This is a genomic window from Amycolatopsis solani (assembly GCF_033441515.1).
Lineage (GTDB): Bacteria > Actinomycetota > Actinomycetes > Mycobacteriales > Pseudonocardiaceae > Amycolatopsis > Amycolatopsis solani.
The window spans coordinates 1,263,285-1,289,922 of record NZ_JAWQJT010000003.1 but is presented as its reverse complement, the minus strand read 5'-3'; the positions used below and the strand labels follow the sequence as shown (position 1 = coordinate 1,289,922).

General features: G+C 72.3%; 21 protein-coding genes. 10 read left to right on the top strand and 11 right to left on the bottom strand.

Features of this window, described 5'->3' with window-relative positions; translation table 11 throughout:
* Window positions 1-234: 234 nt before the first annotated feature.
* The 4 genes from gltB to SD460_RS38510 all read left to right on the top strand — a co-directional run bounded on the left by gltB (window position 235) and on the right by SD460_RS38510 (window position 8,942).
* Complete coding sequence (gene gltB / locus SD460_RS38525; protein ID WP_318307463.1) at window positions 235-4,788, top strand: glutamate synthase large subunit; 4,554 nt, start codon at window positions 235-237, stop codon at window positions 4,786-4,788.
* The gene (locus tag SD460_RS38520) at window positions 4,781-6,289 is read left to right on the top strand and encodes a glutamate synthase subunit beta (protein WP_290052439.1); all 1,509 of its coding nucleotides are present in this window, start codon (window positions 4,781-4,783) and stop codon (window positions 6,287-6,289) included. The genes gltB and SD460_RS38520 overlap by 8 nt, the downstream gene beginning before the upstream one ends.
* A 186-nt stretch (window positions 6,290-6,475) precedes the next feature.
* Window positions 6,476-7,360 carry a trypsin-like serine peptidase gene (locus tag SD460_RS38515; RefSeq protein WP_290052438.1) on the top strand — a complete coding sequence of 295 codons (885 nt, stop codon included), beginning with the start codon at window positions 6,476-6,478 and terminating at the stop codon, window positions 7,358-7,360.
* 190 nt (window positions 7,361-7,550) lie between these two features.
* Entirely contained in the window at window positions 7,551-8,942 is a 1,392-nt protein-coding gene (locus tag SD460_RS38510; protein ID WP_318307462.1) for a class II 3-deoxy-7-phosphoheptulonate synthase, read from the top strand.
* A 3-nt stretch (window positions 8,943-8,945) separates the two neighbouring features.
* Here SD460_RS38510 and SD460_RS38505 read toward each other — a convergent pair whose 3' ends face one another.
* Window positions 8,946-9,716, bottom strand: coding sequence for an SDR family NAD(P)-dependent oxidoreductase (locus tag SD460_RS38505; RefSeq protein WP_318307461.1), 771 nt, complete (start codon window positions 9,714-9,716; stop codon window positions 8,946-8,948).
* 86 nt (window positions 9,717-9,802) lie between these two features.
* Between SD460_RS38505 and SD460_RS38500 the strand changes: the two genes are divergently transcribed.
* Complete coding sequence (locus SD460_RS38500; protein ID WP_290052434.1) at window positions 9,803-10,639, top strand: helix-turn-helix transcriptional regulator; 837 nt, start codon at window positions 9,803-9,805, stop codon at window positions 10,637-10,639.
* Between the two features lie 24 nt (window positions 10,640-10,663).
* Here the strand turns inward: SD460_RS38500 and SD460_RS38495 are convergent, their stop codons facing one another.
* The 5 genes from SD460_RS38495 to pknB form a co-directional block, all read right to left on the bottom strand.
* On the bottom strand, window positions 10,664-11,977 hold the full coding sequence (locus SD460_RS38495) for a wax ester/triacylglycerol synthase family O-acyltransferase (protein ID WP_290052433.1): 1,314 nt from the start codon (window positions 11,975-11,977) through the stop codon (window positions 10,664-10,666).
* Between the two features lie 179 nt (window positions 11,978-12,156).
* Complete coding sequence (locus tag SD460_RS38490) at window positions 12,157-12,858, bottom strand: hypothetical protein (protein WP_290052432.1); 702 nt, start codon at window positions 12,856-12,858, stop codon at window positions 12,157-12,159.
* Between the two features lie 136 nt (window positions 12,859-12,994).
* Complete coding sequence (locus tag SD460_RS38485) at window positions 12,995-14,500, bottom strand: SPFH domain-containing protein (protein WP_290052431.1); 1,506 nt, start codon at window positions 14,498-14,500, stop codon at window positions 12,995-12,997.
* Between the two features lie 55 nt (window positions 14,501-14,555).
* Window positions 14,556-14,765, bottom strand: a complete 210-nt coding sequence (locus tag SD460_RS38480) for an NfeD C-terminal domain-containing protein (protein WP_020644793.1) — start codon at window positions 14,763-14,765, stop codon at window positions 14,556-14,558.
* Window positions 14,762-16,789, bottom strand: coding sequence for a Stk1 family PASTA domain-containing Ser/Thr kinase (gene pknB / locus SD460_RS38475; RefSeq protein ID WP_290052427.1), 2,028 nt, complete (start codon window positions 16,787-16,789; stop codon window positions 14,762-14,764). The genes SD460_RS38480 and pknB overlap by 4 nt, the downstream gene beginning before the upstream one ends.
* 103 nt (window positions 16,790-16,892) lie before the next feature.
* Here pknB and SD460_RS38470 point away from each other — a divergent pair, with 103 nt between their 5' ends.
* The 3 genes from SD460_RS38470 (at window position 16,893) to SD460_RS38460 (ending at window position 18,894) form a co-directional block, all read left to right on the top strand.
* Window positions 16,893-17,261: an Rv2175c family DNA-binding protein gene (locus SD460_RS38470; protein ID WP_290052426.1), complete on the top strand. Its 369-nt coding sequence runs from the start codon at window positions 16,893-16,895 to the stop codon at window positions 17,259-17,261.
* 46 nt (window positions 17,262-17,307) lie between these two features.
* A complete protein-coding gene (locus SD460_RS38465) occupies window positions 17,308-17,715 on the top strand; it encodes a hypothetical protein (protein ID WP_290052424.1) in 408 nt (135 codons plus the stop codon).
* Window positions 17,716-18,381: 666 nt separating this feature from the next.
* Entirely contained in the window at window positions 18,382-18,894 is a 513-nt protein-coding gene (locus tag SD460_RS38460; protein WP_290052488.1) for a CGNR zinc finger domain-containing protein, read from the top strand.
* A gap of 3 nt (window positions 18,895-18,897) precedes the next feature.
* Here SD460_RS38460 and SD460_RS38455 read toward each other — a convergent pair whose 3' ends face one another.
* The 5 genes from SD460_RS38455 to merB all read right to left on the bottom strand — a co-directional run bounded on the left by SD460_RS38455 (window position 18,898) and on the right by merB (window position 23,910).
* Window positions 18,898-19,677 carry an LLM class F420-dependent oxidoreductase gene (locus tag SD460_RS38455; RefSeq protein WP_290052422.1) on the bottom strand — a complete coding sequence of 260 codons (780 nt, stop codon included), beginning with the start codon at window positions 19,675-19,677 and terminating at the stop codon, window positions 18,898-18,900.
* Window positions 19,674-20,600: a phytoene/squalene synthase family protein gene (locus SD460_RS38450; RefSeq protein WP_318307460.1), complete on the bottom strand. Its 927-nt coding sequence runs from the start codon at window positions 20,598-20,600 to the stop codon at window positions 19,674-19,676. The genes SD460_RS38455 and SD460_RS38450 overlap by 4 nt, the downstream gene beginning before the upstream one ends.
* Window positions 20,597-22,069 carry a phytoene desaturase family protein gene (crtI, locus tag SD460_RS38445; protein ID WP_290052418.1) on the bottom strand — a complete coding sequence of 491 codons (1,473 nt, stop codon included), beginning with the start codon at window positions 22,067-22,069 and terminating at the stop codon, window positions 20,597-20,599. Before crtI ends, SD460_RS38450 begins: the two co-directional genes overlap by 4 nt.
* Before the next feature lies 1 nt (window position 22,070).
* Window positions 22,071-23,159, bottom strand: a complete 1,089-nt coding sequence (locus SD460_RS38440; RefSeq protein WP_290052417.1) for a polyprenyl synthetase family protein — start codon at window positions 23,157-23,159, stop codon at window positions 22,071-22,073.
* 61 nt (window positions 23,160-23,220) lie between these two features.
* The gene (gene merB, locus SD460_RS38435) at window positions 23,221-23,910 is read right to left on the bottom strand and encodes an organomercurial lyase (protein WP_290052414.1); all 690 of its coding nucleotides are present in this window, start codon (window positions 23,908-23,910) and stop codon (window positions 23,221-23,223) included.
* A 106-nt stretch (window positions 23,911-24,016) separates the two neighbouring features.
* Here merB and SD460_RS38430 point away from each other — a divergent pair, with 106 nt between their 5' ends.
* Together SD460_RS38430 and SD460_RS38425 are read left to right on the top strand one after the other, a co-directional pair.
* A complete protein-coding gene (locus tag SD460_RS38430; protein ID WP_247012324.1) occupies window positions 24,017-24,901 on the top strand; it encodes a methylenetetrahydrofolate reductase in 885 nt (294 codons plus the stop codon).
* 42 nt (window positions 24,902-24,943) lie between these two features.
* Window positions 24,944-26,632, top strand: coding sequence for a DUF885 domain-containing protein (locus SD460_RS38425; RefSeq protein WP_290052406.1), 1,689 nt, complete (start codon window positions 24,944-24,946; stop codon window positions 26,630-26,632).
* The last annotated feature ends 6 nt before the right edge of the window (window positions 26,633-26,638 follow it).

Below are 26,638 nucleotides of genomic sequence, written 5' to 3'. Positions count from 1 at the left end.
GGAGTTTCCGGCACGTATACTTAGCGGTGCGAACTACCGGGAACCCATCAGGAACTACGTCGTTCCGCGCAGCCAGATCGTTACCGTCCGCCGCAGTTCAGGGCGCACTGAATTGATGCTGACGTGTTTCCCAGGTGTTAAAGTCGCGCTAACAAGCGGGCCATCGTCGTCCCGTGCGCTCCCCGGCCGGTAGCCCGGCCCCGCACGACAGACGACGAAGGAGGTCCCTTCTTCATGATCTTCTCCGCCATTCCCGGCAAGCAGGGTCTCTACGACCCGGAGACCGAACAGGACTCCTGCGGTGTGGCCATGGTGGCCGACATCCGCGGGCGCCGCTCCCACGGCATCGTCACCGATGGCCTCGCCGCGCTGACCAACCTCGACCACCGCGGCGCCGCCGGCGCCGAACCCACCAGCGGCGACGGCGCCGGCATCCTGCTGCAGCTGCCGGACGTGCTGCTGCGCGCGGAAGCCGGTTTTTCCCTGCCGGAGCCCGATGAACGTGGCCACCACACCTACGCGGCCGGCATCGCGTTCCTCCCCGAAGACGCCGAGCAGCGCCGCAAGGCCGTCGAGCTGGCCGAACGCATCGCCGTCGAAGAGGGCCTGGAGGTGCTCGGCTGGCGCGAGGTCCCGGTCGACGCCGACCGCGCCGACATCGGCCCGACCGCCCGCTCGGTCATGCCGCACTTCGCCATGCTTTTCGTCACCGCGGACGGAAAAGCCGGCCTGGAGCTGGACAGGCTGGCCTTCTGCCTGCGCAAGCGCGTCGAGCACGAAAGCGCGAACTCCGGCTGCGGCACGTACTTCCCGTCGCTGTCCTCGCGGACGATCGTCTACAAGGGCATGGTGACGCCGGAGCAGCTGCCGGCGTTCTTCGACGACCTGCGCGACGAGCGGCTCGAAAGCGCCATCGCGCTGGTGCACTCCCGCTTCTCCACCAACACCTTCCCGTCGTGGCCGCTGGCGCACCCGTTCCGGTTCGTGGCCCACAACGGCGAGATCAACACCATCCGCGGCAACCGCAACCGCATGCGGGCGCGCGAGGCGCTGCTGGAGTCCGAGCTCATCGACGGCGACCTTTCGCGGCTGTTCCCGATCTGTTCGCCGGACGCGTCGGACTCGGCGTCGTTCGACGAGGTGCTGGAGCTGCTGCACCTCGGCGGCCGGTCGCTGCCGCACGCGGTGCTCATGATGATCCCGGAGGCGTGGGAGAACCACGCCACCATGAAGCCGGAACGCCGGGCCTTCTACCAGTTCCACGCGAGCCTGATGGAGCCGTGGGACGGTCCCGCCTGCGTCACCTTCACCGACGGCACGCTGGTCGGCGCGGTCCTGGACCGCAACGGCCTGCGGCCGGCGCGCTGGTGGCGCACGGCCGACGACCGCGTCGTGCTCGCCAGTGAGGCGGGGGTGCTCGACGTCGCTCCGAAGGACGTCGTGGCCAAGGGGCGGCTCAAGCCCGGCCGGATGTTCCTCGTGGACACCGAAGCCGGCCGGATCGTGGACGACGAAGAGGTCAAGTCCGCGCTCGCCGGCGAGCTGCCGTACGAGGGCTGGCTGCACGCGGGCCTGCTGAAGATCGCCGAGCTGCCCGACCGCGACCACGTCGTGCAGAGCCACGACTCGGTGCTGCGCCGCCAGCTTTCCTTCGGCTACACCGAAGAAGAGCTCAAGATCCTGCTCGCGCCGATGGCCGAGAAGGGCGCCGAGCCGATCGGCTCGATGGGCTCGGACACCCCGCCCGCGGTGCTGTCCAAGCGATCTCGGCTGCTCTACGACTACTTCAAGCAGAACTTCGCGCAGGTGACCAACCCGCCGCTGGACGCGATCCGCGAGGAGCTCGTCACCTGCATGGCGCGGATCATGGGCCCGGAGCGCAACCTCCTGGCCCCGGGACCCGCGTCCTGCCGCCACCTGAAGCTGCCGTACCCCGTCATCGACAACGACGAGCTCGCGAAGCTCATCCACATCAACGACGACGGCGACCTCCCCGGGTTCGCGTGCAGCGTCCTTTCCGGACTGTACGAAGTGGACGGCGGCGCCGAGGCGCTGGCCGGGGCGATCGAGCGGGTGCGCCGCGAGGCGTCCGAGGCGATCGCGGCCGGCGCGCGCACGCTGGTGCTGTCCGACCGCGACTCCGACCACCGGATGGCGCCGATCCCGTCGCTGCTGCTGGTTTCCGCGGTGCACCACCACCTGGTCCGCACGAAGGAACGCCTGCGCGTCGCGCTGGTCGTCGAATCCGGCGACGCGCGCGAGGTGCACCACATCGCGCTGCTGCTCGGCTACGGCGCTGCCGCGGTCAACCCGTACCTGGCCTTCGAGACCATCGAAGACATGATCGCGCAGGGCGCGGTCACCGGCATCGAGCCCGGCAAGGCGATCCGCAACTACGTGCAGGCGCTGGTCAAGGGCGTCCTGAAGATCATGTCCAAGATGGGCATCTCGACGGTCGGCGCGTACACCGCCGCCCAGGTCTTCGAATCCCTCGGCCTGGCCCAGGACCTGCTCGACGAGTACTTCACCGGGACGTCGTCGAAGCTCGGCGGCGTCGGCCTGACCGTGCTCGCCGAAGAGGTGGCCACGCGCCACCGCCGCGCGTACCCGGACAACCCGACCGAGCGGGTCCACCGTGGACTCGACACCGGCGGCGAGTACGCCTACCGCCGCGAGGGCGAGCTGCACCTGTTCACGCCGGAGACGGTGTTCCTGCTGCAGCACGCGTCCAAGACCGGCCGCGAAGAGGTGTACCGCAAGTACACCGACGAGGTGCACCGCCTCTACCGCGAGGGCGGCACGCTGCGCGGGCTGTTCTCCTTCCGCGACGGCGTCCGCGAGCCGATCCCGCTGGACGAGGTCGAGCCCGCCGAGGCGATCTTCAAGCGCTTCAACACCGGCGCGATGTCGTACGGCTCGATTTCGGCCGAGGCGCACGAAACCCTGGCCATCGCGATGAACCGGCTCGGTGGCCGGTCCAACACCGGCGAGGGCGGCGAAGACCCCGAACGGCTCTACGACCCCGAGCGGCGCAGCGCGATCAAGCAGGTCGCGTCCGGCCGGTTCGGCGTGACGAGCGAGTACCTGGTCAACGCCGACGACATCCAGATCAAGATGGCGCAGGGCGCGAAGCCCGGCGAGGGCGGCCAGCTGCCGCCGAACAAGGTGTACCCGTGGATCGCGCGCACCCGGCACTCGACGCCGGGCGTCGGCCTCATTTCGCCGCCGCCGCACCACGACATCTACTCCATCGAGGACCTGGCGCAGCTGATCCACGACCTCAAGAACGCCAACGAGCACGCCCGCATCCACGTGAAGCTGGTGTCCTCTTTGGGCGTCGGCACGGTCGCGGCGGGCGTGTCCAAGGCGCACGCGGACGTCGTGCTCATCTCGGGGCACGACGGCGGCACCGGCGCGTCCCCGATGAACTCGCTCAAGCACGCGGGCACGCCGTGGGAGATCGGCCTCGCCGAAACCCAGCAGACGTTGCTGCTCAACGGGTTGCGCGACCGGATCACCGTGCAGGTGGACGGCGCCATGAAGACCGGGCGCGACGTCGTCATCGCGGCGCTGCTCGGCGCCGAGGAGTACGGCTTCGCGACGGCCCCGCTCGTCGTCGCGGGCTGCATCATGATGCGCGTCTGCCACCTCGACACCTGCCCGGTCGGCGTCGCCACGCAGAGCCCGGAGCTCCGCAAGCGCTACACCGGCCAGGTCGAGCACGTGGTGAACTTCTTCAAGTTCGTCGCCGAGGAAGTCCGGGAAACCCTTGCGGCGCTGGGCTTCCGCACGCTCGACGAGGCCATCGGCCACGCCGAGCTGCTGAACACCGACGAGGCGGTCGACCACTGGAAGGCGTCCGGGCTGGACCTGGCGCCGATCTTCGAGATGCCTTCGGAGACTCCTTACGGTGGTGCCAAGCGGCGCACCCGCGGTCAGGACCACGGCCTCGAGCACGCCCTGGACCGCACGCTCATCCAGCTCGCCGAGGCGGCGCTGGAGGACGCGCACCACGTCAACATCGAGCTGCCGGTGCGCAACGTCAACCGGACCGTCGGCACGCTGCTGGGCTCGGAGATCACCCGCCGCTACGGCGGGGACGGCCTGCCCGAAGGCACGATCAACGTCACGCTCACGGGGTCGGCGGGCCAGTCGCTCGGCGCGTTCCTGCCGCGCGGCATCACCCTGGACATGGTCGGCGACGCCAACGACTACGTCGGCAAGGGCCTGTCCGGCGGCCGGATCGTGGTGCGCCCCGACCCGGCGGCCTCGTTCGCCGCCGAGGCGCAGACGATCGCGGGCAACACGATCGCGTACGGCGCCACGGCCGGCGAGATCTTCCTGCGCGGCCAGGTCGGCGAACGCTTCTGCGTCCGCAACTCCGGCGCCACGGTCGTCGCCGAGGGCGTCGGCGACCACGCGTTCGAGTACATGACCGGCGGCCGCGCGGTGGTGCTCGGCCCGACCGGGCGGAACCTGGCGGCCGGCATGTCCGGCGGCGTCGCGTTCGTGCTCGACGTCGACGGCCGGAAGGTCAACCAGGACATGGTGGACCTGCTCAAGCCGACCGCCGACGACCTGGCGTGGCTCAAGAAAACGGTGCAGCAGCACTACGATCTCACCCGCTCCGCGGTGGCGGCCTCGCTGCTCGGCGACTGGCCGCGCCGGTCCGTGGCGTTCACGAAGGTGATGCCGCGCGACTACCAGCGGGTCCTGGACGCGGCGAAGGCGGCACGAGCCGCCGGCCGCGATGTCGACGAGGCGATCATGGAGGCCGCTCGTGGCTGACCCGACCGGTTTCCTACGGTATTCTCGCGCGGAGCCGAAGAAGAAGTCCAAAGAGGACCGTCTGCACTCGTGGGGCGAGGTCTACGCGGACGTCGACCCGGGCGAGCGCAACGAAGAGGTGCGCAAGCAGGCGTCGCGGTGCATGGACTGCGGCATCCCGTTCTGCCACTCCGGCGGTTCCGGCTGCCCGCTGGGCAACCTGATCCCGGAGTGGAACGACCTCGTCCGCCGCGGTGACTGGGCCGCGGCGAGCGACCGGCTGCACGCGACCAACAACTTCCCCGAGTTCACCGGGAAGCTGTGCCCGGCACCGTGCGAGGCGGGCTGCGTGCTGTCGATCTCGCCGTTGTCCGGCGGGCCGGTGGCGATCAAGCGCGTCGAGCAGACGATCGCCGACCAATCCTGGGAGGCGGGCTACGTCCAGCCGCAGGTGTCCGAAGTGTCCAGTGGCCGCCGCGTCGCGGTCGTGGGCTCCGGGCCCGCGGGGCTGGCCGCCGCCCAGCAGCTGACCCGCGCCGGCCACGAGGTGACGGTGTTCGAGCGCGACGACCGCCTCGGCGGCCTGCTGCGCTACGGCATCCCCGAGTTCAAGATGGAGAAGAAGGTCCTCGACCGCCGCCTGGCGCAGCTGCGCAAGGAAGGCACCCGGTTCGTGACCGGCTGCGAGGTCGGCGTCGACCTCTCGGTGGAGGACCTGCGCGCGCAGTACGACGCCGTCGTGCTGGCGGTCGGCGCCCTGCGCGGCCGCGACGACACGACCACGCCGGGCCGGGAGCTCAAGGGCATCCACCTGGCGATGGAACACCTGGTCCCGGCCAACAAGTACGTCGAGGGCGACGGCCCCCCGTCGATCGACGCCCGCGGCAAGCACGTCCTCGTCATCGGCGGCGGCGACACGGGCGCGGACTCCTACGGCACGGCCACCCGCCAGGGCGCGCGCTCGGTGACCCAGCTCGACCAGTACCCGACCCCACCGTCCGTCCGCGACGACGAGCGTTCGCCGTGGCCGACGTGGCCGTACATCCTGCGCACGTACCCGGCCCACGAGGAAGCGGGCGAGCGCAAGTTCGCAGTGGCGGTCAAGCGCTTCGTCGGCGACGAGAACGGCCACGTCCGCGCGGTCGAACTCCAGGAGGTCCGAGTCCAGAAGGACCCGGCCACCGGCCGCCGCGAGGTCATCCCGACAACCGAGCAGACCGAGACGGTCCCGGCCGACCTGGTCCTGCTGGCGATCGGCTTCGAGGGCGTCGAGGAGATGCCGCTGCTTCCCGGGTTGGGTCTGTCCCTGACCCGCCGGGGAACGCTTTCCTGCGGCGCGGACTGGCAGACGGAGACGCCCGGCGTGTTCGTGTGCGGTGACGCGCACCGCGGCGCTTCGCTGGTGGTGTGGGCGATCGCGGAGGGCCGCTCGGTGGCCAACGCGGTGGACACGTACTTGACGGGAGCTTCGGACCTGCCGGCGCCGGTGCACCCGACGGCGTTGCCGCTCGCGGTGGTCTGATCCGTTCGTTGCGAAGGCCCCCTCGCCGTTGGTGAGGGGGCCTTCGGCGTTCCGTGCCGGACCCGACTACGTCGAACGGTGGCCACGCCTACGGCCGAATGGCGGTGTGCGCTCTGTGTCGAGCCAACTACTTTCGAGTAGCTGTGCCGCTTTTGCGGCAATTCACTTTCGCGGAAGGTGGGTGTCTTGAAGCGCACGACATTCCGGGCCGCGGTCGTCACCGCCGTCCTTTCGCTTGCCTTTGCCCTTGTCGGCACGCCCGCTCAAGCGGCGAAACCCTTCTGGACGCCCGATGCCATGCGGGCGGCCGTTCCCATGGACAAGCTCGTCAAGGCGCCCGCCGCCGCGCCGAAAGACGTGGCGAAAGGGCAGAGCGCCGTCATCCAGAGCATCCCGAACGGCGGGGGTGCGTGGACCGGCGGTGGCAAGGTCACCCAGACCGCCGGGCGCGTGTTCTTCCTCTTCAACGGGCAGAAGGCCTCCTGCTCCGGGGACGCCGTCACCAGCACCAACGGCAGTGTCGTCGTCACCGCGGGGCACTGCGTGAAGTACCAGGGGACCTGGCACACCGAATGGGTGTTCGTGCCCGGCTACGACAACGGGAACGCGCCCTACGGCCAGTGGGCCGCGAAGGCCACGCTGACCACGCCGCAGTGGGAAGCCAGTGAGGACATGAACTACGACGTCGGCATGGCCGTCGTGAACCCGCTCAACGGGCAGCGGCTCACCGATGTCGTCGGCGCGCAGGGCATCGCCTTCAACCAGCCGAAGAACCAGAGCATGTACACCTTCGGCTACCCGGCCGCGTCGCCGTACGACGGGACGAAGCTGATCTACTGCAGCGGCAGCACCTTCACCGACTTCCTGTTGACGAAGGACCACGCCATGCGGTGCAACATGACCGGCGGCTCGAGCGGCGGGCCGTGGTTCCTCTCGTTCAACGAGGGCACCGGGACCGGCGTGCAGGCCTCGGTCAACAGCTTCGGCTACACCTTCCTGCCGGGCTACATGTTCGGGCCTTACTTCGGCACCGACGCGCAGAACCTGTACAACCGCGCGCAAGCCGCGTGAACACCGTCAGCCCAGGGGTTCCGGCCCCTGGGCTGACGCCGGTGTCGGGGGCGCGCGAAACGCGAGCGGCGTTCGGGTCTCGCGTGCGGCCGGTCACCGTGGACGCGGGGTCCGCAGCTCAGGGCGGGGGCGGCGGCGCTGGGGCCGACCTGGCGAAACGCCGATCGGCGCGAACCCTATCCTGGACCGTGTGAACTGGACTGTGGACGTCCCCGCCGACACGCTGCCCGAACTGCCGCCGCTGCCGCCCGGGCTGCGGGAGCGGCTGGACACCGCGCTGGCCCGCCCGGCCGCGCAGCAGCCGGAGTGGCCCGACCCGGAGGCGACCCGCCGGGTGCGCGGGGTGCTGGAGAGCGTGCCGCCGATCACCGTGCCCGCCGAGATCGACCGGCTGAAGGACCGGCTGGCCATGGTCGCGCGCGGCGAGGCGTTCCTCCTGCAGGGCGGCGACTGCGCGGAGACGTTCGAGTCCAACACCGAGCCGCACATCCGCGCCAACCTGCGCACGCTGCTGCAGATGGCCGTCGTGCTGACCTACGGCGCGAGCCTGCCGGTGGTCAAGGTCGGGCGCATCGCGGGCCAGTACGCGAAGCCGCGGTCGGCCGGGACGGACGCGCTGGGCCTGCCGGTCTACCGCGGCGACATCATCAACTCGCTGGTCGCCAAGCCCGAGCTGCGCGTGCCGGACCCCGGCCGGATGATCCGCGCCTACGCGAACGCGGGCGCCGCGATGAACCTGGTCCGCGCCCTCACCGCCGCGGGCATGGCCGACCTGCACCAGGTGCACGACTGGAACAAGGACTTCGTGTCGGCCTCACCCGCCGCGCAGCGCTTCGAGTCGCTGGCCAACGAGATCGACCGCGGCCTGCGGTTCATGTCGGCGTGCGGGGTCACCGACACGTCGCTGCAGTCGACGGAAATCTTCGCCAGCCACGAGGCGCTGCTGCTCGACTACGAGCGCTCGATGCTCCGCCTCGACCACGCGGACGCGGCCGACCCGAAGCTGTACAACCTGTCCTCGCACTTCCTCTGGGTCGGCGAGCGGACCCGCCAGCTGGACGGCGCGCACATCGCGTTCGCCGAGCTGCTGGCCAACCCGATCGGGCTGAAGATCGGCCCGACGACCACGCCCGAGCAGGCCGTCGAGTACGTCGAGCGGCTCGACCCGCGCAACGAGCCGGGCCGGCTGACGCTCATCGCGCGGATGGGCAACGGCAAGGTCCGCGAGGTGCTGCCGGCGATCGTCGAGAAGGTCGAGTCGTCCGGGCACAAGGTCATCTGGCAGTGCGACCCGATGCACGGCAACACCCACGAGTCGTCGACCGGGTACAAGACCCGGCACTTCGACCGGATCGTCGACGAGGTCCAGGGCTTCTTCGAGGTGCACAACAAGCTGGGCACCTACCCGGGCGGCATCCACGTGGAGCTGACCGGCGAGGACGTCACCGAGTGCCTCGGCGGCGCCCAGGAGATCTCGGACGTCGACCTGTCGGGCCGCTACGAGACCGCCTGCGACCCGCGCCTCAACACGCAGCAGTCGCTCGAGCTGGCCTTCCTGGTCGCGGAGATGCTCCGCGGCTGACGCTCAAGCGCCGGCCCCGCCGTCGACCGGCACGATCGCCCCGCTCACCATGGCCGCGCGGTCGCTGAGCAGCCAGGCGGCCGCCTCGGCGACCTCGCGGGGTTCGGCCATGCGGCCGAGCGGGATCGACGCGGTGATCCGCTCGACGATCCCGGGAGTCGAGGCTTCCCACTCGTCGATCATGTCCGTGGCGGTGCCACCGGGCGTGAGGCCGTTGACCCGGATGCCCTGGGGGCCCCAGGTGACGGCCGCGGTCTCGGTGAGGCTGTTCAGCGCCCGCTTCATGGCGCCGTAAGCGGGCAGGGCGGGGTTGGCGCGGCGGCTGCCGATGCTCGAGGTGTTGACGATCGCCCCGCCGCCACCGCGGCGCATGAGCGCGGCCTCGGCGGTCATGGCGGTCCAGTGCGCGCGGAAGTTCACCGCGAACTGCTCGTCGATCTCTTCCTCGGCGGTCGTCTCCAGCGGACCGGGCCGCTGGATCGTCGCGCCGTTGTTGAACGCCCCGTCGAGGCGGCCGTGCAGCTGCTCGACGCGGTCGACGGCGGCCCGGATGCTCGCGGGATCGGCCAGGTCCAGCGCGACGGCGTCGGCGGCGCCGCCCGCGTCGCGGATCTCGGCGGCGATGCGCTCGAGGGGCTCGATGCCGCGCGAGGCCAGCACGACGGCGGCGCCTTCCTCGGCGAAGAGGCGGGCCGCGGCCGCGCCGATGCCGCGGCTGGCGCCGGTGATGAGCACTACCTTGCCGGAGAGCAGGCCGATCGTGGTGTTCGTCATGAACCCGACGCTGCCCGGGTGTGCGGCCCGGAGACAGGCACAGGCCGTACCAGGATCCGGCGCCGGAGCGTTCGCATACTGGAGGGGTGGACAAGCAAGAGCTGGGTGCGTTCCTCAGGAGCCGTCGTGAGCGGCTGCGGCCGCAGGACGCCGGGCTGCCCGCCGGACCGCGCCGGAGAACGCCGGGACTGCGCCGGGAAGAGGTCGCGGTGCTCGCGCACATCTCCACCGAGTACTACGTCCGCCTCGAGCAGGGCCGGGCGCCGCGGCCGTCGGGCGAGGTCCTGGCCGGCATCGCCGAGGCGCTCCGGCTGACCGGCGCCGAGGCCGAGCACCTGCACGTCCTGGCGGGCACCGCGCCGATCCGGAGCGGGCGGCACCCCCGCGACGTGCGCCCCAGCATCCTCGCGCTGCTGCAGCGGCTGCCGCAGACGGCCGCCTTCGTCGTCTCCGCCACCTTCGAGGTGCTGGCGTGGAACGACCTCGCGGCGGCGCTCATGGAGGACTTCGCGGCGGTCCCGCCCGAGCGGCGCAACCTCGCGCGCAAGGCGTTCCTCGAGCCGGCCGGGTCGCTGTACCGGGTCTCCGACGTCGCCGAGTTCCGGCTCAACGTCGTCCGGGGGCTGCGGGCGACCCTGGCCCGCTACCCCGCGGACCCGGCGGTGACCGGGCTCGTCGCCGAGCTGCGCGCGGGCAGTGCCGAGTTCGCCCGGCTGTGGGAGCGGCACGACGTGCACGCGACGCCGGTGCTCTCCAAGACCTTCCGGCACCGGGCGGTGGGCGAGGTGACCGTCGACTGCGACTCCCTCGCCCTGCGCGGCGACGACCAGCACCTCGTGCTCTACACCGCGCCACCCGGCTCCCGCGGGGCCGAGGCGCTGGCGTTCCTGGAGGTGGTGGGGACTGCGGGCGTCACGCCCTGACGACGCTGCCCGGCCCCGATCGAGTCAGGAGGCGTCCAGCAGGCGGGCCGTGGACTTGAGCACCGCGTCGCGCAGGGAGCCGATGTCCGGGACCGCCTCGCCGTTGGCCTGGAGGCCGACGTGGACCGAGTCGCGGTAGGTGGCCACCGCGATGCCGACCGCGTGGCGCGGGGCCAGCGGGACGAACGGGTAGACCTCCGCCAGCCGGGCGCCGTCGATCGACAGGCGGGCCGGTGGCAGCGGGACCGTGGTGATGACCAGGTCGAACAGCATCGGGGCGGCCCGTCCCGCGGTGCGCGTGCCCAGCCGGTGCAGCAGCGGCGGGACGCGGTCGGCGAGCAGCGGCAGCGCGCCGGCGCCGCGGCTCGGGCCCGCCGCCTTGTTGCGGGTCATCGCGCGGCGGACCACCCGCAGGCGCTCGACCGGGTCGTCTTCGCCGACCGGCAGGTCGCACAGGTAGCCGGACAGCTTGTTGCCGCCGAGCTGGTCGCCCGACCGGCCGCGCACGCTCACCGGGATCAGCGCGCGCAGCGTGCGGCCGTCGGCGCGGTGGCCGCGGTTGACCAGCCATTCGCGCAGCGCGCCGGACAGCACCGCCAGCACGACGTCGTTCGTGGTGCCGCCGTGGGCCTGGCGCACGCGGCGCAGCTCCGACAGCGGCAGCCGCACGAAGCCGAGCCGTCGTTCGGCCGACGTCGGGGCCGAGATCGGCGAGAGCGGCGGGCGCGCGGCCCGCACGAGCGACGACGCGATCCCGGCGGTTTCGTTCGCCTGTCCCCACACCGTGCCCAGCGCGTCCTTCACCGTGTCCAAAGTGGAGCGTGGGGCCGGGATCGGCCGGGACGGCGCGGTCTGCTCCGGCAGCTTGACGCCGTCGAGCAGGCCGGCCGCGACCGCGTACGCCCCGGCGCCGTCGGTGAGCGCGTGGTGCAGCTTGAGCAGCAGCGCGAACTTGCCGTCCGGCAGTCCGGTCGCGACGGTGAGGTCCCACAGCGGCCGCGCGGTGTCGAGCGGCTCGGCGATCCACCGCGACGCGTACGCCGCCAGCGGGTCCGGTTCGTACAGCGAGCTGAGCACGACGTGGTGAATGTGTTCGGCCGCAACAAATTCCGCGTCCTCGGTCCAGCTGGCGGAGCCCGGCGGGAACAGTTCCGCGCGCGCCCGCTGCCGCAGTTTCGGCAGCCGGGCGGCGCGTTCGGCGAGGATCGCCGTCAGCGCCCCGCCGTCCACCGGGCCGCGGGCGGTGAACGTGAGCACCGCCCCCATGTGCATCGGGGAGTTTTCGCTTTCCAGGCAAAGGAAAGCGACGTCGAGTGCGCTGAGCGGCGAGGCTGCCATGAGCGACCTTTCCTGGTTCGCGGGTGTGCACGGCCACGTGCGTCAGGAGGGGGTTCACTGCACCAGCCCGACATGACGGCCGGGTGGTCGAAGTGTTTCCACGACGCTAACTACTCACCCCGTTCATCCATTCGAGATACCCCGGGCTCCGGTGCCCGGGGTCACAGATCAGCTTGTTTTCACTCACCCGGGGCGGAATCGGGCTGCTCCGCCCGCACCACCGAGGCCCCCCAGTCGGGGGTCAGTGCCACCTGCTTGCCCACCCGGCGGACCGGCAGGCCGTTCGCCTGCCGCTTGCCCAGCCCGGGCCAGATCTCCGCGGCGTCCTTCGCCGCGGCCCGGATCGCGCCGCCGTCGAGCGTCGTCCGGGTCTCCGGGATGTCCCGGTCCTTCCACTGCACGACGAGCTTGAGCGGGCCGGCCGGCGGCAGCGGCCACAGGAACACCTCGTGCTCGACGGCGAAGCGCGTGCCGCCCACCGCCTGCGCCCGCAGCACCGGGCCGTCGGGCTCGGAAGCCGACGGCACCGAAACCGTTTCCGAGCTGGCCCGGCTGCCGTCGGCGTAGAGCACGCCGACCAGCAGCCCGTTGTAGTCCGGCTTGCGCCGGTGGTCGATCAGCCCCTCGGCGGGGTCGTCGACCAGGCTGTCCCGCGAATACACCGTCACGCGCAGCGTCAGCGCCTCCGGCCACACCTCGACGGTCCGCAGCGCGACCACCGTGCGGTCGGACCGGCCCAGCGGCTGCGGCCAGGCCAGCACGGCCGGGACGATGTGCTCGCGCGGGGCGTCGGTCCAGTGCCGGCCGTTGAACGCGTACAGCTCCTGTTCCGGGACGGGGAACAGGGGACGCTCACGGGGACCGCCGGTGAAGAAGCTCATCGGACGGCCCGCGACACGCAGTCCGGCACCATGCGCCCACGGTAGGACAACATCACGGGAATTGCCGCCCCCGATCGGGCGTACGGCCCTTGCTTCCCGTGATCCGGGACACAAGGGCCGCACACTCCGTGACGCCTCAGTCGCTCAGCTTGAGTTCGCCGTTCGTCCGCGCGGCTTCGTCGAGCTCCTTCTCGGCCGGCTTGCCCATGGCGTCCATCAGCTGCCGGGCCAGGCCGAGACCGGTGCCGCCGAGGGACAGCGCCTTGGCGAACATGTCGGACATGCCGTCGGCGCCGTTGAGCACGACCATGTGGTCGATGTTGCCGAACGCGCTCGCGCCCGCCTCGACGATCTCCGGCCAGCGCTCGGCCAGCTGCTGCGCGACGACGGCTTCCTGGTTCTCCGCCAGCGCCGCCGCGCGCGCCTTGATCGCGTCGGCCTCGGCGAGGCCCTTCGCCCGGGCCGACTCCGCTTCGGCGAGTCCCTTCGCCTTCGCGGCCTCCGCGTCGGCCAGACCGCGGGCCTTGGCCGCGGCCGCCTCCGCTTCACCGGTCGCCCGGGTCGCCCCGGCCGCCGCCTCCGCACGGGCCTTCGTGGCCTGCGCCTCGGCTTCGGCGGCCGTTTTGACGCGGGTCGCGTCGGCCGCGGCCCGCAGCTCGGTCTCCTTCGCCTCGGCCTGCGCCTTCGCGATCGAAGCGTCACGGGCCGCGTCGGCCGTCGTCCGCGTGTCGTACGCCTTCGCGTCGGCCGGCTTGCGGACCTGCGACTGCAGCCGCTGCTCGGCCAGCGCCGCCTCCAGCTCGGCCGCCCGCGTCTCCTGGACGACGACCTCCTGGCGCGCGGTCGCCTCGGCCAGCGGGCCCGACTGGGACGCCTTCGCCCGCGCCTGGTCGACCTCCGCCTGGTAGCCGGCCTGCTGGATCTGGCTCTCGCGGACCGCGGCCGCCTTCTTCGCCGCGGAGACCTGCTCGACCTCGGCGGCCTCCTGGTCGCGCTGCGCCTCGGCGATGCGGGCCGACGCGGCGATCGCGGCGGCGTGCGGCTTGCCGAGGTTGTTGATGTAGCCCGACTCGTCGTCGATCTCCTGGATCTGCAGCGAGTCCACGATCAGCCCGAGCTTGATCATCTCCGTGGCCGACGACTGGCGCACCTCGCCGGTGAGCGCGTCGCGGTTGTGGATCATCTCCTCGATGGTCAGCCCGCCCACGATCGAGCGCAGGTGCCCGGAGAACAGCTCGTGGATCGTGTCGTTCATGCCCTTCTGCTGGTCGAGGAACCGGCGGGCGGCGTTGGCGATCGAGGCGAAGTCGTCCCCGACCTTGTAGATGACGACGGCGCGCACGGTGACCGGCAGGCCCTGCTTGGTCACGCACGAGACCTGCAGGTTGACGCCGCGGGTGTCCAGCGACAGCCGCCGCGCGGTCTGGAAGCCGGGCAGGACGTTCACCCCGCGGCCGGTGATGATTTTGAAGCCCAGGCTGTCCGCGGTGTCCGCGCGGTCGACGCGGACGCCGAGCCCGGAGATGATCAGGGCTTCGTTCGGCTCGGCGACCTTGTAGAGCAGCCGCAGGATGCCGAAGATCACCACCAGCGCGACGATGAGACCACCGATGGAAAGCAGCACGATTTCCACGAGACTCATGGCACCGACCCCCTCGCTCTTCTGTTGTGGGTGTGTTGGTGCCCCTTCGACGCCGTCAGCGGCTCAGCGGTTGCCACCGTTCCACATAAACCGTCCGCGGGGGTTCGAAGTCGACCACGAGCACCTGCGTGCCGGAGCTGAACGTCTCGTCCGGGTCGGCCGGGTAGGCGTAGAACGCCTCCGTGCCGCCCCGGACGTTCAGGAGCACCTCACCGATGAGGCCGGGGCCGATCGTGCCGGTGACGCGGCCGCGGCTGCCGATCACTGACCGAAGCCCTTGAGCTTGACCTTGGAGCCCTTCTGCACGAACGTCCCCGGCTGCGGGTCCTGGTTGAAGACGAAGTCGAACCCGCCGCCACCGGGCCCGCGACCGCGCCCGCCGTCGCGGTCGGCCTTCAACCCGGCCTGCTCCAGGATCTTCTGGGCGTCGTCGAACGAGCGGAACCGGACGTCCGGCACCTGGACGGCGTTGTTGACGAAGACGCCGATCCGCTTCTCCTTGGCCTGCGCGTTGGCCGGCGGGTCGGTCCGGGTGACGGCGCCGCCCGGGACGTCCTGCTTGAACTCCTCGCCCGCCTGGAACGGCTCGAAGCCGGCCTGCTGCAGCAGCTGGAAGGCCTCGTCCTTGCTCCGCCCGGTGACGTCCGGGACCGGTGGCAGCGGGATCGGGCCCTTCGACACGATGATCGTGACCTGGCCGCCGATGTTCAGCTGGCTGCCGGCGGCGGGCTCGGTGCGGATGACCGCGCCCTGCGGGACCTCGGCGTCGTAGTCGTCGGTGCCGCGGACCGGGGTCAGCTGGGCCGTCTTGATCGCGTTCTCGGCGTCGGGCAGCGCGGTGCCCGGCCGGACGTCCGGGACCGCCGGGCGGCCCTTGGACAGCACCACCGACACCGTCGAGTTCGGCTGCAGCTTCGTGCCCTCCCCGGGCTCGGCGCGGAGCACGGTGTTCGACGGCACGCTGTTGTCGTACTCCTGGGTGAACTGCGGCGTCAGCTTCACCGACCGCAGCGCGTCACCCGCCGCGGCCTGGTTCAGCCCGACGAGCTTCGGCACGGTCGCGGTCTTATCACCGCCGGTGTCGGTGAGGATGAAGATGAACGCCGTCAGCAGCCCGCCGAAGAGCAGCACCGCGGCGGCGATCACCGCGATCCGCTTCCGGTTGTCCTTCGGCTTCTCCGGTCCCGGCTCGCCCTGGCGGCGCGGGGGACCGGGCCGGACCGGCGGGATCTGCTGGGTCATCCCCGGCGGCGGGGTGCCGGGGTGGCTCAGCGCCCGCGTCGCGTTCGGGCGGTGCACCGGCATCGTCTTCTCGCCGTCCGGCACCTGCGGGATGCGCGGCAGCGTGCGCTCGGTGTCGGCGACGTCGCCCTGGCCGTGCGAGACCGGGATCGGCACGGTCACCGGCAGCAGCCCCAGCCGGGCGCGCACGGCGGTCAGCTCGGTGAGGAACTCCCCGGCGTCGGCCGGGCGCTGCTCCGGGTCCCGGCGCGTCGCGCGCGTGATCAGGTCGTCCAGCTCCGGCGGCAGGTCCGGGCGCAGCGCGCTCGGGCGCGGCACGTCGTCGTTCACGTGCCGGTAGGCCACCGAGATCGCCGTGTCCCCGGTGTAGGGCACCTGGCCGGTCAGCATTTCGTAGAGCAGGATCCCGGCCGAGTAGACGTCGCCGCGCGCCGATGCCGCGCCGGTTTCGACCTGCTCGGGGGAGAGGTAGGCGACCGTGCCGAGGATGACGCTCGAGCTCGTCGTGCCCGCGCTCGCCACCGCCCGCACCAGGCCGAAGTCCGCGACCTTCACCGCGCCGCCGGTGTGCGGGCCGGACCGGCCGATCAGCACGTTCTCCGGCTTGACGTCCCGGTGCACCAGCCCCGCCCGGTGCGCGGAGGCCAGCGCCGACAGCACCGGCTCGGCCACGCTCAGCGCCAGCGCGACGTCCAGCGGACCGCGCTCGTCGAGCAGGTCGCGCAGCGTCCCGCCGTCCACCAGTTCCATGACGAGGAACGCCAGCCCCGACTCCGCGCCCTGCGGCAGGTCGAAGCCCTGGTCGTGCACCGCCACGACGTGCGGGTGGTGCAGCTGCGCCGCGGACTGGGCCTCGCGCACGAACCGCTCGACGAACGACCGGTCGTCGGCGAACCGCGGGTCCATGATTTTGATCGCGACCGGACGGTCCAGCCGGGTGTCGGTCCCCCTGTAGACGGAAGACATCCCGCCGTGGGCGAGCAGCCGGTCCACCCGGTAGCGCCGCTCGAGGAGCGTGCCGGCCAGGCTGGGGTGGGTGCGTGTCACGGGTATGGATCGTACGGAACCGCACACGCCTCGTGGAGGAGACCTCGCGGGTCACCCGTGCGCACTAGCGGGTGACGGGACCGAATGTGGCACAGTGTCACCTGTGAGTGGGATTCCTGTCGCCGAAGACGTCCTCGACACCGCCATCGCGGTCCTCCCGTTGCCCGAGGTCGCCAAGGCGCTCGGGACTTCGGCCAACAAGGTCCGGCAGATGCTCCGTGACGGGCAGTTGATCGCGCTGAAGCGGGGCGGCGAACTGTGCGTGCCCAGCGCCTTCTTCGTCAAGGACGGCGTGGTCAAGGGCCTGGCCGGCACCATCACCGTGCTCGCCGACTCCGGGTTCAGCCGGACGGAGATGCTGCGGTGGCTGTTCACCGCGGACGACACCCTGCCCGGCAGCACCCCGGTCAACGCGCTGCGCACCAGCCACGGCACCGAGGTGAAGCGGCGCGCGCAGGCGATGGCGTTCTGACCTGCGGAGGTACGGGGTCGCGGCGAGGACCTGCACCGCCGCGGCCGTGAGCAGGCACGCCGGGAGCGACCACGCGGCCAGGGGGCCGGCCAGCGCCGCGCCCGCCGCCAGCCCGGTGATCTTCACGCTCGCCGCCGTCGTGAACACCTGCGCCCGGACGTGCTCGGGTGCTTCGCGGTGGCGGATCGCGAACAACGCCGTGAGCTGCGGACCTTCGGCCAGCCCGGCCAGTGCGGCGCCCGCGGCCAGCGCCGCGACGCCGTGTCCCGCCGCTGAGAGAACGCAGCCGGCGGCCAGCAAGAGCGTGCTCAGCCAGACCGTCCGGTCCGGGGCCCACGGCAGCGGCCACTTCGCGAAGACCGCGTTGGCCAGCAGCGACGCCACGGCCAGGACGGTCAGCAGGAGCGCGCCGTCCGCCGGGCCGCGCAGGTGGGCCGCACCCAGCAGCGGGTAACAGACGGTGACCATGCCGATGCCGGCGCAGGAGAGGGTCGACGCGGCCGTCGCCCGCCGCAGCGGGACGTTGCGGACCAGGATCGTGAAGCCGTCACGGAGGCGGGTCGCCGGCTTCGGCTGTTTCCCCGGCAGCGACCACGCGACCGGGACCGCGGCGGCGACCAGCGCGACGGCCACGACGAGCCCGGCCGGCCCGCCGAGCAGCCCCGCGAGTCCCGGCCCGGCCAGTGCGGCGGCGGTGAAGGTGAGCGCGTCGAGCCGGCTGGCTTTCTGTAGTTCGAGCCCGGCGACGGCGGGCAGCTGAGCGGTCCAGCCGCCCGCGACGGCCGGGTTGAGCAGCCCGGCGCCGACGGCGAGCGCGACCACGACGGCGAGCGGTAAGTGCCCGAAAGTGGCGGCGACCAGCGCGATCCCGCCCGCGTACCCGGCGAGGGCGACGGCGAGCAGCCGTCCGGGAGCGCCACTGCGGTCCAGCGCGGCCCCGAACACGGGCCCGCCCACGGCGGCGGCCGCGGTCAGCCCGGCGAGCAGCGCCGACCCGGCGTGCGGGCCCGCGGTGAGGCCGAGCAGGAGCAGAGCGGGGCCGGAGAGCTCGTCCCCGATCCGCGCGAGCGTCGACCCGGCCAGGTAACGCCTTATCATGGTCGAGACGTTACAGTGGGGCATGACCTTCCCGCACCGGGATTCCGTGCAGCGCGCGGTCGACCTGCTGAACGTGCTGCTCCCGGAGCCCGACCCGGCCGCGGTGGCGCGCGTCCTGCGTGAGCACGGCGAAACCGACGTGTCGGACGTGGACGTGCCGGACCTGCACGCGGCCGCGCTCGAGCTTCGCGCGGTGTTCGCGGCTGGCGACGTGGCCTCGGCGGCTTCGGTGCTGAACGCGTTGTTCACGAAGTACGCGCGCCCGCCTCGCTTGACCGACCACGAGGAGGGGTACGGCTGGCACCTGCACGTCGACGCGGCGGACGACGGGCCGTGGGGCGCGTGGCTGGTGACGTCGTCGGCGCTGGGGCTGGCGTCGCTGCTGGCCGAACGCCAGGACGTGCCGGGCGGGTTGTGCGCGTCGCCGTCGTGCGGGAAGCCGTTCGCCCACACGGGCGGCGGCAGTCTCCGGAAGTTCTGTTCGCCCCGGTGCGCGACACGAGAACGGGTCGCCGCGCACCGGGCGCGAACGTGAAACTCAGCTGTTCGTCTTGTCCCGCCAGGCGATCCACTTCTCGAGCGCGCCCAGGTCGTAGTCCGGCCCGCCGACGCCGACCGTGAACGTCGTGACGCCCAGCTCCAGGAGCTTCGGCCCCAGCTCGTCCGGCTCGCCCTGCACGCCGCACGAGCGCTCGATCTCGGCCGGGTCGCGGCCGACGTCCGCGCAGTGCTGGTCGAGGATCTTCACCTTGCGCTCGACGACCTCCGGGTCACCGAAACCGTGCCAGATGTCGCCGTGCTTCGCGACCAGCTTCAGCGTCTTCTTCTCGCCGCCGCCGCCGATCAGGACCGGGATCTTGCGCGTCGGGGCCGGGTTCAGCTTGCCGAGGCGGGACTCGATGCGGGGCAGCGACTCCGCGAGGTCGTCGAGGCGCCCGCCCGCGGTGCCGAACTCGTAGCCGTACTCGTCGTAGTCCTTCTCGAACCAGCCGGAGCCGATGCCGAGGATGAGCCGGCCGCCGGAGATGTGGTCGACCGTGCGGGCCATGTCGGCGAGCAGCTCGGGGTTGCGGTAGCTGTTGCAGGTCACCAGCGCGCCGATCTCCACCCGCGACGTCGACTCCGCCCACGCGCCCAGCATGGTCCAGCACTCGAAGTGCTTGCCCTCGGGATCGCCGTACAGCGGGTAGAAGTGGTCCCAGTTGAAGACGATGTCGGCCCCGAGGTCCTCGGCGGCCGACGCGGTGCGCCGGATGCTGTCGTAGTCGGCGTGCTGCGGCTGCAGCTGCAAGCCGATCCGGATGCGTCGTTCGGTCATGATCGCAGCCTACGACCGCTCCCGAACGTCTCGCGCGCCCAGACCGCGGCGAAGGGGGGTAGTGCGACCACCAGCCTGCGCGACTTCGGCACCACCGCGCGCCGCGTCAGGATGTCGTAGTCCAGGGCCACGATCTCGTCGAGGATGCCCTGGTACAACGTCAACGCCGTCCGCACGCACGGCCTCGATTCGGGGCGCAGCAACAAAACCCCCGCCTCCGCCCGCCGGTACGCCGCCCGTGTCCGCGCGACGAAGTACGCCATCGCCGTCCGGATCCGCGGGTCGGGGCGTCTCGCCTCGAGCAGTGAGCGCGAGACGCCGAACGCCGCCAGCTCGTCGAGCGGCAGGTACAGGCGGCCCCGGTCGAGGTCTTCGCCGACGTCGCGCAGGAAGTTCGTCAGCTGGAACGCCTCGCCCAGCGCGATCGCGCCCGGCTCGGCGTCGGACAGCGGCCCGATCGTGCCGAACACCGGCAGCATCTGCAGGCCGATCACCGCGGCCGAGCCGTACATGTACTCGCCGAGCTCGGCGAACGTCCGGTACTCGATCGGGGAGAGGTCCAGCCGCATCGACTTCAGGAACGCGGTGAACAAGTCCCGCGAAAGGCCGTAGCGGCGCACGGTGTCGGCCAGCGCCACCAGCACCGCGTCGTCCGGGGTGCCGCCGTCGAAGACGACGTCGACCATCGCCGCGACGTGGTCCAGCGACTCGGCCGGGTCGCTGCCCGGTGCCGGGTTGTCGACGAGTTCGTCGGCCATCCGCGCGAAGCCGTACAGCGCGTGCGCCGCCGGGCGGGCGCGGGCCGGCAGCAGGCGGGTGGCCAGGAAGAACGTGCGGCCGTAGTGGGCGTTGATGCGCCGGCACTCGGTGTAGGCGGCCCGCAGGTCCGGCGCGAGGATGCCCGCGGCGTCGAGTTCGTTCACCGGCCGGTGATCCGTTCCGCGGCCAGCCGTCCCGAGATGAGCACGGGCGGGATGCCGACGCCGGGGGTGGTGCCGCAGCCGGCGAGCACGACGTTGCCCGCCGCGCGCACCAGGTTCGCCGGCCGGAACGGGCCGGTCTGCGCGAACGTGTGCGCCAGCGAAAACGGCGTGCCGGCCGCGAGCCCGCGCGCCGCCCAGTCCGCCGGGGTGATGGTCTCGTCCACGGTGAACTCGTCGCCGAAGCCGGTCAGCCCGCGGGCCTCCAGCGTGCGGAACAGCTCGTCGCGGTACGGCCCGCGCACGCGGTCCCAGTCGATCGGACCGCGCTGGGTGTTCGGCGCCGGCGCGAGCACCGAGACGATCTCGCCGCCGCGCCCGGCCAGCCCGGGGTCGGTCGCCGTCGGCCGGGTGACCAGCAGCGACGGGTCGCTCATCAGCTTGCCCTCGCGGATGATCTCCGCGAACGTCCGCTCCCAGGCCGCGCCGAAGAAGATCGTGTGGTGGCCGAGGTCCCACTTCTCGGTCGTCCGCCCGTGCAGCACCACCGCGGACGGCGAGTAGCGCAGCGGCACCGGCCGCCGCGGGCGCGCGCCGATGAGCCGGTACGCCGTGCTCAGCTCGGTCGCCAGCACGACGGCGTCGCACGCGATCCGCTCGCCCGAGCGCGTCCGGACCGCGCGCACCCGGGAATTCACCCGTTCGAGCCAGGCCGCTTCGGTGCCGAACCGGACCTCCGCGCCCGCCCGTGCCGCGGCGCCGGTCAGCGCCCGGCCGATCTCGCCCATCCCGCCTTCGGGGTAGTAGACGCCGCCGACGGTGTCCATGTACGAGATGACGCCGTACGCGCCGATCGCGCTCGCCGGGTCGAGACCGGCGTAGAGCGCCTGGAAGGTGAACAGCCGCCGGACGCGCTCGTCGAGCAGGTAGCGGCCCACGCGCGGGCCGAGCCGCCCGAACCCGCCCAGCGCGGCGAGCTTCGCCAGCGAGGGGTGCGCCAGGTCGAGCGGCGAGTCGAAGTTCGTCCCGATGAACCGGTCCCGCTGCACCGCGTACAGCTCGGTCAGCCAGCGCCGCAGCGCGCGGTAGCCCGCCGCCTCGCGAGCACCGGCGAACTCGCGGATCTCGGCTTCCATCGCGTCGCCGTCGGTGTGCAGCGCCAGCGAGCTGCCGTCGGCGAAGCGCGCCCGGTACGCCGGGTCGAGCCGGGTCAGGCGCAGGTTCTTGGCCAGGGACTCGCCGACCGCGGCGAACGCCTCGTCCAGCAGTTCCGGCATGGTCAGCACGCTCGCGCCGGTGTCGACCGCGTTGCCGTCGAAGCTCTGCTGCCCGGCGCGGCCGCCCGGGGTGTCCGCCTGCTCCAGCAGCGTGACGCGCCGGCCGGCGCCCAGCAGGTGCAGGGTCGCCGAGAGCCCGGCCAGCCCGGCCCCGATGACGACGACGTGGTCGGCGGGCCCTTCGATGATCCGCACGTCAGTACGTCCGCTGGGTGGCCTTGACGACCAGCCCGGTCAGCGCCTCGGGCGCCGGCTCGGCCAGGTGCGCGCGCTCGAGCGCGGCCATCGCCGCCGTCGTCAGCTCGTCGATCCGGCGCTCGACCGCGTCGACCGCGCCGACCTGCTGCAACGCCATCCGGACGGTCTCGACACCCTCGTCGGAGAGGTCGGCGTCGCCGATCGCGTCCGCGATCACGGTGGCCGCGGCCGTCTCACCCTTTTCGGCGGCGAGCTGAAGCCCGAGCGCGACGAGCAGCGTGCGCTTGCCTTCGCGCAGGTCGTCCCCGGCGGGCTTGCCGGTGACCGACGGGTCGCCGAACACGCCGAGCAGGTCGTCACGCAGCTGGAACGCGACGCCGACCTCGCCGCCGAACTCCAGCAGCGTGGCGATCAGCTCGTCCGACGCCCCGCCGAGCGCGGCGCCCAGGTGCAGCGGCCGCTGGACGGTGTAGGCGGCGGTCTTGAGCCGGTCGATCTTGAGCGCGGCCTCGACGGAGGCGTCGCCGGTGGCCTGCGTGCGGACGTCGAGGTACTGCCCGGCGAGCACCTCGGTGCGCATCGCGCGCCACGCCGGGCGCGCCGCGGCGAGGGTCTCGGCGGGCAGCGGGGCGTCGGCGAACATGTCGTCCGCCCAGGCCAGCGCCAGGTCGCCGACGAGCACCGCGGTGGCCAGGCCGAACGTCGCGGGGGAGCCGAGCCAGCCCTGGTCGGCGTGCAGCTTCGCGCCCGCGATGTGCACGGTCGGGAAGCCGCGGCGGGAGTCGGAGGAGTCGATCAGGTCGTCGTGGATCAGCGCGCAGGCCTGGATCAGCTCGAGGCTGGACACCGCCTGCAGCACGCCGTCGGCCTCCGCGCCCGCGGGGTCGCCGCCCGCGCCACGCCAGCCCCACCAGGCGAACGTCGGGCGCAGCCGCTTGCCGCCGCCCAGGACGAACCCGCGCAGCGCGTCGATGCCGGCGGCCACCGTCGGCTCGGCTCCCAGGATCTCGGTGCCGGCCCGGTCCAGGAACCCGGCGAGCGCCCGCTCGACGTGGGCGGGCAGGTCGGTGTCGGCGGGCGCGTTCATGCGGCCCATCCTCGCCGAACCCGCGGGCGCGCGGGCCGCCGGGGCACCCGGATGTGGTGAATCAGACTCCGGCCGTGGCGGCCCAGAACGACCCCGTCAGCCCGGCCTCGGCGAAGTAAGCGATCGCGCTGTCCGGCTCGCGGCGCCGGTAGCCGCGCTCGAGCCGGCCTTCGTACCAGCCGCGGGCGAGCCGCCACAGCGTCACGAGGTCCAGCACGCACCCCTTGGGCCGCCCGGTTTCGGCGAGCCAGGCGTCCACACAGGACTCGCAGCAGAACAGCCGCTGGTTCGCGCACGTGTGCAGGACGTCGTCCCACATCCGCGCGGCGGGCACCAGGAAGTGCGCCACCTGCGCGCCCTCCGGCGGCCCGGCCCGGTCCACCACCAGCGCGTGCGGCTGGCCGCAGCCCGGGCAGCGCGTCGCGACCAGCACTTCCGGCTCGGCTTCGACCAGGTGCGGGATGGCGAAGGAGTCCCACGCGCAGCCGCCCCACCACAGCGTGTGCGCGCCCATCACGGAGAACCCGAGCGGCCGCGCGGCGAACGGGTGCGCCAGCACGACGTGCTCGTAGTCGTCGAGCACCAGGTGGTGGGCGTCGGCGAGGCGGTGCAGCGCCTGCTTGGCGACGGCCAGTGAGCCACCCGCCGCGTCGGCCAGCTCCGGCGCGGTCGGCGCCCGGCCGTGCTCGGCGAAAGCGTGGTAGACCGCGAGGCGCACGTCCTCGTCCCAGCCGGCATCCTCTTCCCGCACGCCGCCAGTTTAGTCGGCCATAGCGCCTCGAATGTGAGTCGAACCGCAGTCTCGCGACGCGGACGGGGGCTCCCGCATGGCGGGCGCGGACCCTTAACATGCAGGCATGACGTCGGTGATCGAGCGGTTGCGCGGAGACGGGCCGAAGTTCTCCATCGAGTTCTTCCCGCCCCGGGACGCGGCGGACGAGGCCGTCCTGTGGAAGGCGGTCCGGGAGCTCGAGCCGTACGACCCGGCCTACATGTCGATCACCTACGGCGCGGGTGGCTCCAGCCGCGACGGCACGATCCGCAGCATCGCCCGCGTCGCGACCGAGACGACGCTGGTGCCGATGGCCCACCTGACCGCGGTCAACCACTCCGTCGCCGAGCTGCGCAACGTCATCGGCTGGTACGCCTCGGTCGGCGTCCGCAACATCCTCGCGCTGCGCGGCGACCCGCCGGGCGACGTCTACGGCGACTGGATCCCGCACCCCGAGGGGCTGACCTACGCCGAAGAGCTGGTGCAGCTCGTCCGCGAGCTGGGCGACTTCTGCGTCGGCGTCTCGGCGTCGACCTACGGCCACCCCCGCTCGCCCGACCTCGACACCGACACCAAGTACCTGGTCCGCAAGCTGCGCGCGGGCGCGGACTTCGCGATCGCGCAGCTGTTCCACGACGCCGAGGACTTCCTGCGGCTGCGCGACCGGGTGGCCGCGACCGGCTGCGACGTCCCGGTGCTGCCCGGCGTCATGCCGCTCACGACGATGCGGACCCTGCAGACGACGATCAAGCTGTCCGGCGCGCCCGCGCCGCGGAAGCTGCTCGACCGGCTGGAGCCGCTGGCGGACGACCCGAAGGCGTTCCGCGCCGCGGGCATCGACGTCATCACCGAGCTGTGCGAGAAGCTGATCGCGGAAGGCGTGCCGAACCTGCACTTCTACACGTTCAACCGCTCGAAGGCGACGCGCGAGGTCATCGCCCGGCTGGGGCTCGTCCCGGCCCGTGCTTAAGTACGTACCACCGGGTCGGTGTGGCCCGGTACGGTGCGGCTCATGGTTTCCACTGCTTCCGACGACGTGAACGGCATCTGCGACCGCTACGTCGACGACTACGCGGCCGCGGACCCGGTCGCGGCGACGTCCTACGGCATCGCCGGTCACGACCACCGGCTGACCGACTACTCCGCGGACGGCTTCGCCGAGCGTGCCGCACTGGCGGCGCGAGCCCACGCCGCCGTAGCGGCCGCCCAGCCGCGCGACCCCGCGGAACGGGCGGCGCAGGCGGTGTTCACCGAACGCGTCGGCCTCGAGCTGGAGATCCACGAAGCCGGCCTCGACGTGGCGAGCCTGAACGTCATCTCCAGCCCCGTCCAGGAGCTGCGGATGGTGTTCGACCTGATGCCGCTGGAGTCGGAGCAGGACTGGTCGGTCGTCGCCGCCCGCATCGGCGAGGTCCCGAAGGCGCTGGCCGGCGTCCGGAGCGGCCTCCTCTCGGGCGCCGACGCGGGGCACGTCGCGGCGCTGCGGCAGGTCTCGAAGGTGGCGGAGCAGTGCGAGACGTGGGCCGGGCTGAAGGACGCGAAGGGGTTCTTCGCCTCGCTCGTCGACGGCGCGTCTTCGCAGGGCGAAGCGCTGAAGTCCGACCTCGCGCACGGCGCGCGTGCCGCCGACGAGGCGTTCGCCGAGTTCGCCGGGTTCCTGCGCGCCGAGCTGGCGCCGAAGGCCCCGGTCAAGGACGCCGCCGGCGAGGACGCCTACCGCCTGTGGTCGCGGTTCTTCGTCGGCGCCGCGCTCGACCTGCGCGAAGCCTACGAATGGGGCTGGGCGGAGTTTTCCCGCATCGAAGCGGAAATGCGCGCGGTCGCGAACCGCGTCAAGGCCGGCGCGACCCCGAAGGAAGCCGCGGCGATCCTGGACGCCGACCCGCGGTACCGCGTCAAGGGCCGCCCGGAGTTCGAGGCGTGGATGCAGCGCCTGTCCGACGGCGCCCTGGAGTCGTTGCGCGGCAAGCACTTCGAGATCTCCGACCGCGTGATGGCGCTGGAGTGCAAGATCGCCCCGCCGGGCGGCGGCGTCGGCGCGTACTACACGGGCCCGAGCGAGGACTTCGGCCGCCCGGGCCGCATGTGGTGGTCCCTGCCGGCCGGCCGCGACGAGTTCAGCACGTGGCGCGAGACGAGCACCGTCTACCACGAGGGCGCCCCGGGCCACCACCTCCAGATCGCGACGGCGGTCGACCAGTCGGCGTCGCTGAACAAGTACCAGCGCCTGATGGCGTTCACGTCGGGCCACGCGGAGGGCTGGGCCCTGTACGCGGAGCGCCTGATGGAGGAACTGGGCTACCTGTCCGACGACGGCGACCTGCTGGGCATGCTTTCGGAGCAGCTCTTCCGCGCCGCCCGGGTGATCGTCGACCTGGGCATGCACCTCGAGCTGGTCATCCCCGCGGGCACGGGCTTCCACGAGGGTTCGCGGTGGACGCCGGAGCTGGGCCTGGAGTTCATGCTCACCCGCACGATCACCGACGAAGCCCACCTCCGCGACGAGATCGACCGCTACCTGGGCTGGCCGGGCCAGGCCCCGGCGTACAAGATCGGCGAGCGCCTCTGGCTGGCCGCGCGCGCCGAGGCACAGGCCCGCGCGGGCGCGTCGTTCGACATCAAGCGCTTCCACACGGAGGCGCTGAAGCTGGGCGGGATGGGGCTGGACACGCTGCGGGAGCAGCTGGCGAAGCTGGACTGAGCGTTC

Excerpts from the sequence above, each read along its gene's own strand:
- SD460_RS38460 (WP_290052488.1), top strand. The coding sequence starts at position 18,382 with ATGACCTTCCCGCACCGGGATTCCGTGCAGCGCGCGGTCGACCTGCTG.
- SD460_RS38485 (WP_290052431.1), bottom strand. The coding sequence starts at position 14,500 with ATGAGTCTCGTGGAAATCGTGCTGCTTTCCATCGGTGGTCTCATCGTC.
- SD460_RS38505 (WP_318307461.1), bottom strand. The coding sequence starts at position 9,716 with ATGACGAACACCACGATCGGCCTGCTCTCCGGCAAGGTAGTGCTCATC.
- SD460_RS38495 (WP_290052433.1), bottom strand. The coding sequence starts at position 11,977 with ATGGCAGCCTCGCCGCTCAGCGCACTCGACGTCGCTTTCCTTTGCCTG.
- SD460_RS38425 (WP_290052406.1), top strand. The coding sequence starts at position 24,944 with ATGGTTTCCACTGCTTCCGACGACGTGAACGGCATCTGCGACCGCTAC.
- SD460_RS38455 (WP_290052422.1), bottom strand. The coding sequence starts at position 19,677 with ATGACCGAACGACGCATCCGGATCGGCTTGCAGCTGCAGCCGCAGCAC.
- SD460_RS38490 (WP_290052432.1), bottom strand. The coding sequence starts at position 12,858 with ATGAGCTTCTTCACCGGCGGTCCCCGTGAGCGTCCCCTGTTCCCCGTC.
- SD460_RS38440 (WP_290052417.1), bottom strand. The coding sequence starts at position 23,159 with ATGAACGCGCCCGCCGACACCGACCTGCCCGCCCACGTCGAGCGGGCG.
- gltB (WP_318307463.1), top strand. The coding sequence starts at position 235 with ATGATCTTCTCCGCCATTCCCGGCAAGCAGGGTCTCTACGACCCGGAG.
- SD460_RS38430 (WP_247012324.1), top strand. The coding sequence starts at position 24,017 with ATGACGTCGGTGATCGAGCGGTTGCGCGGAGACGGGCCGAAGTTCTCC.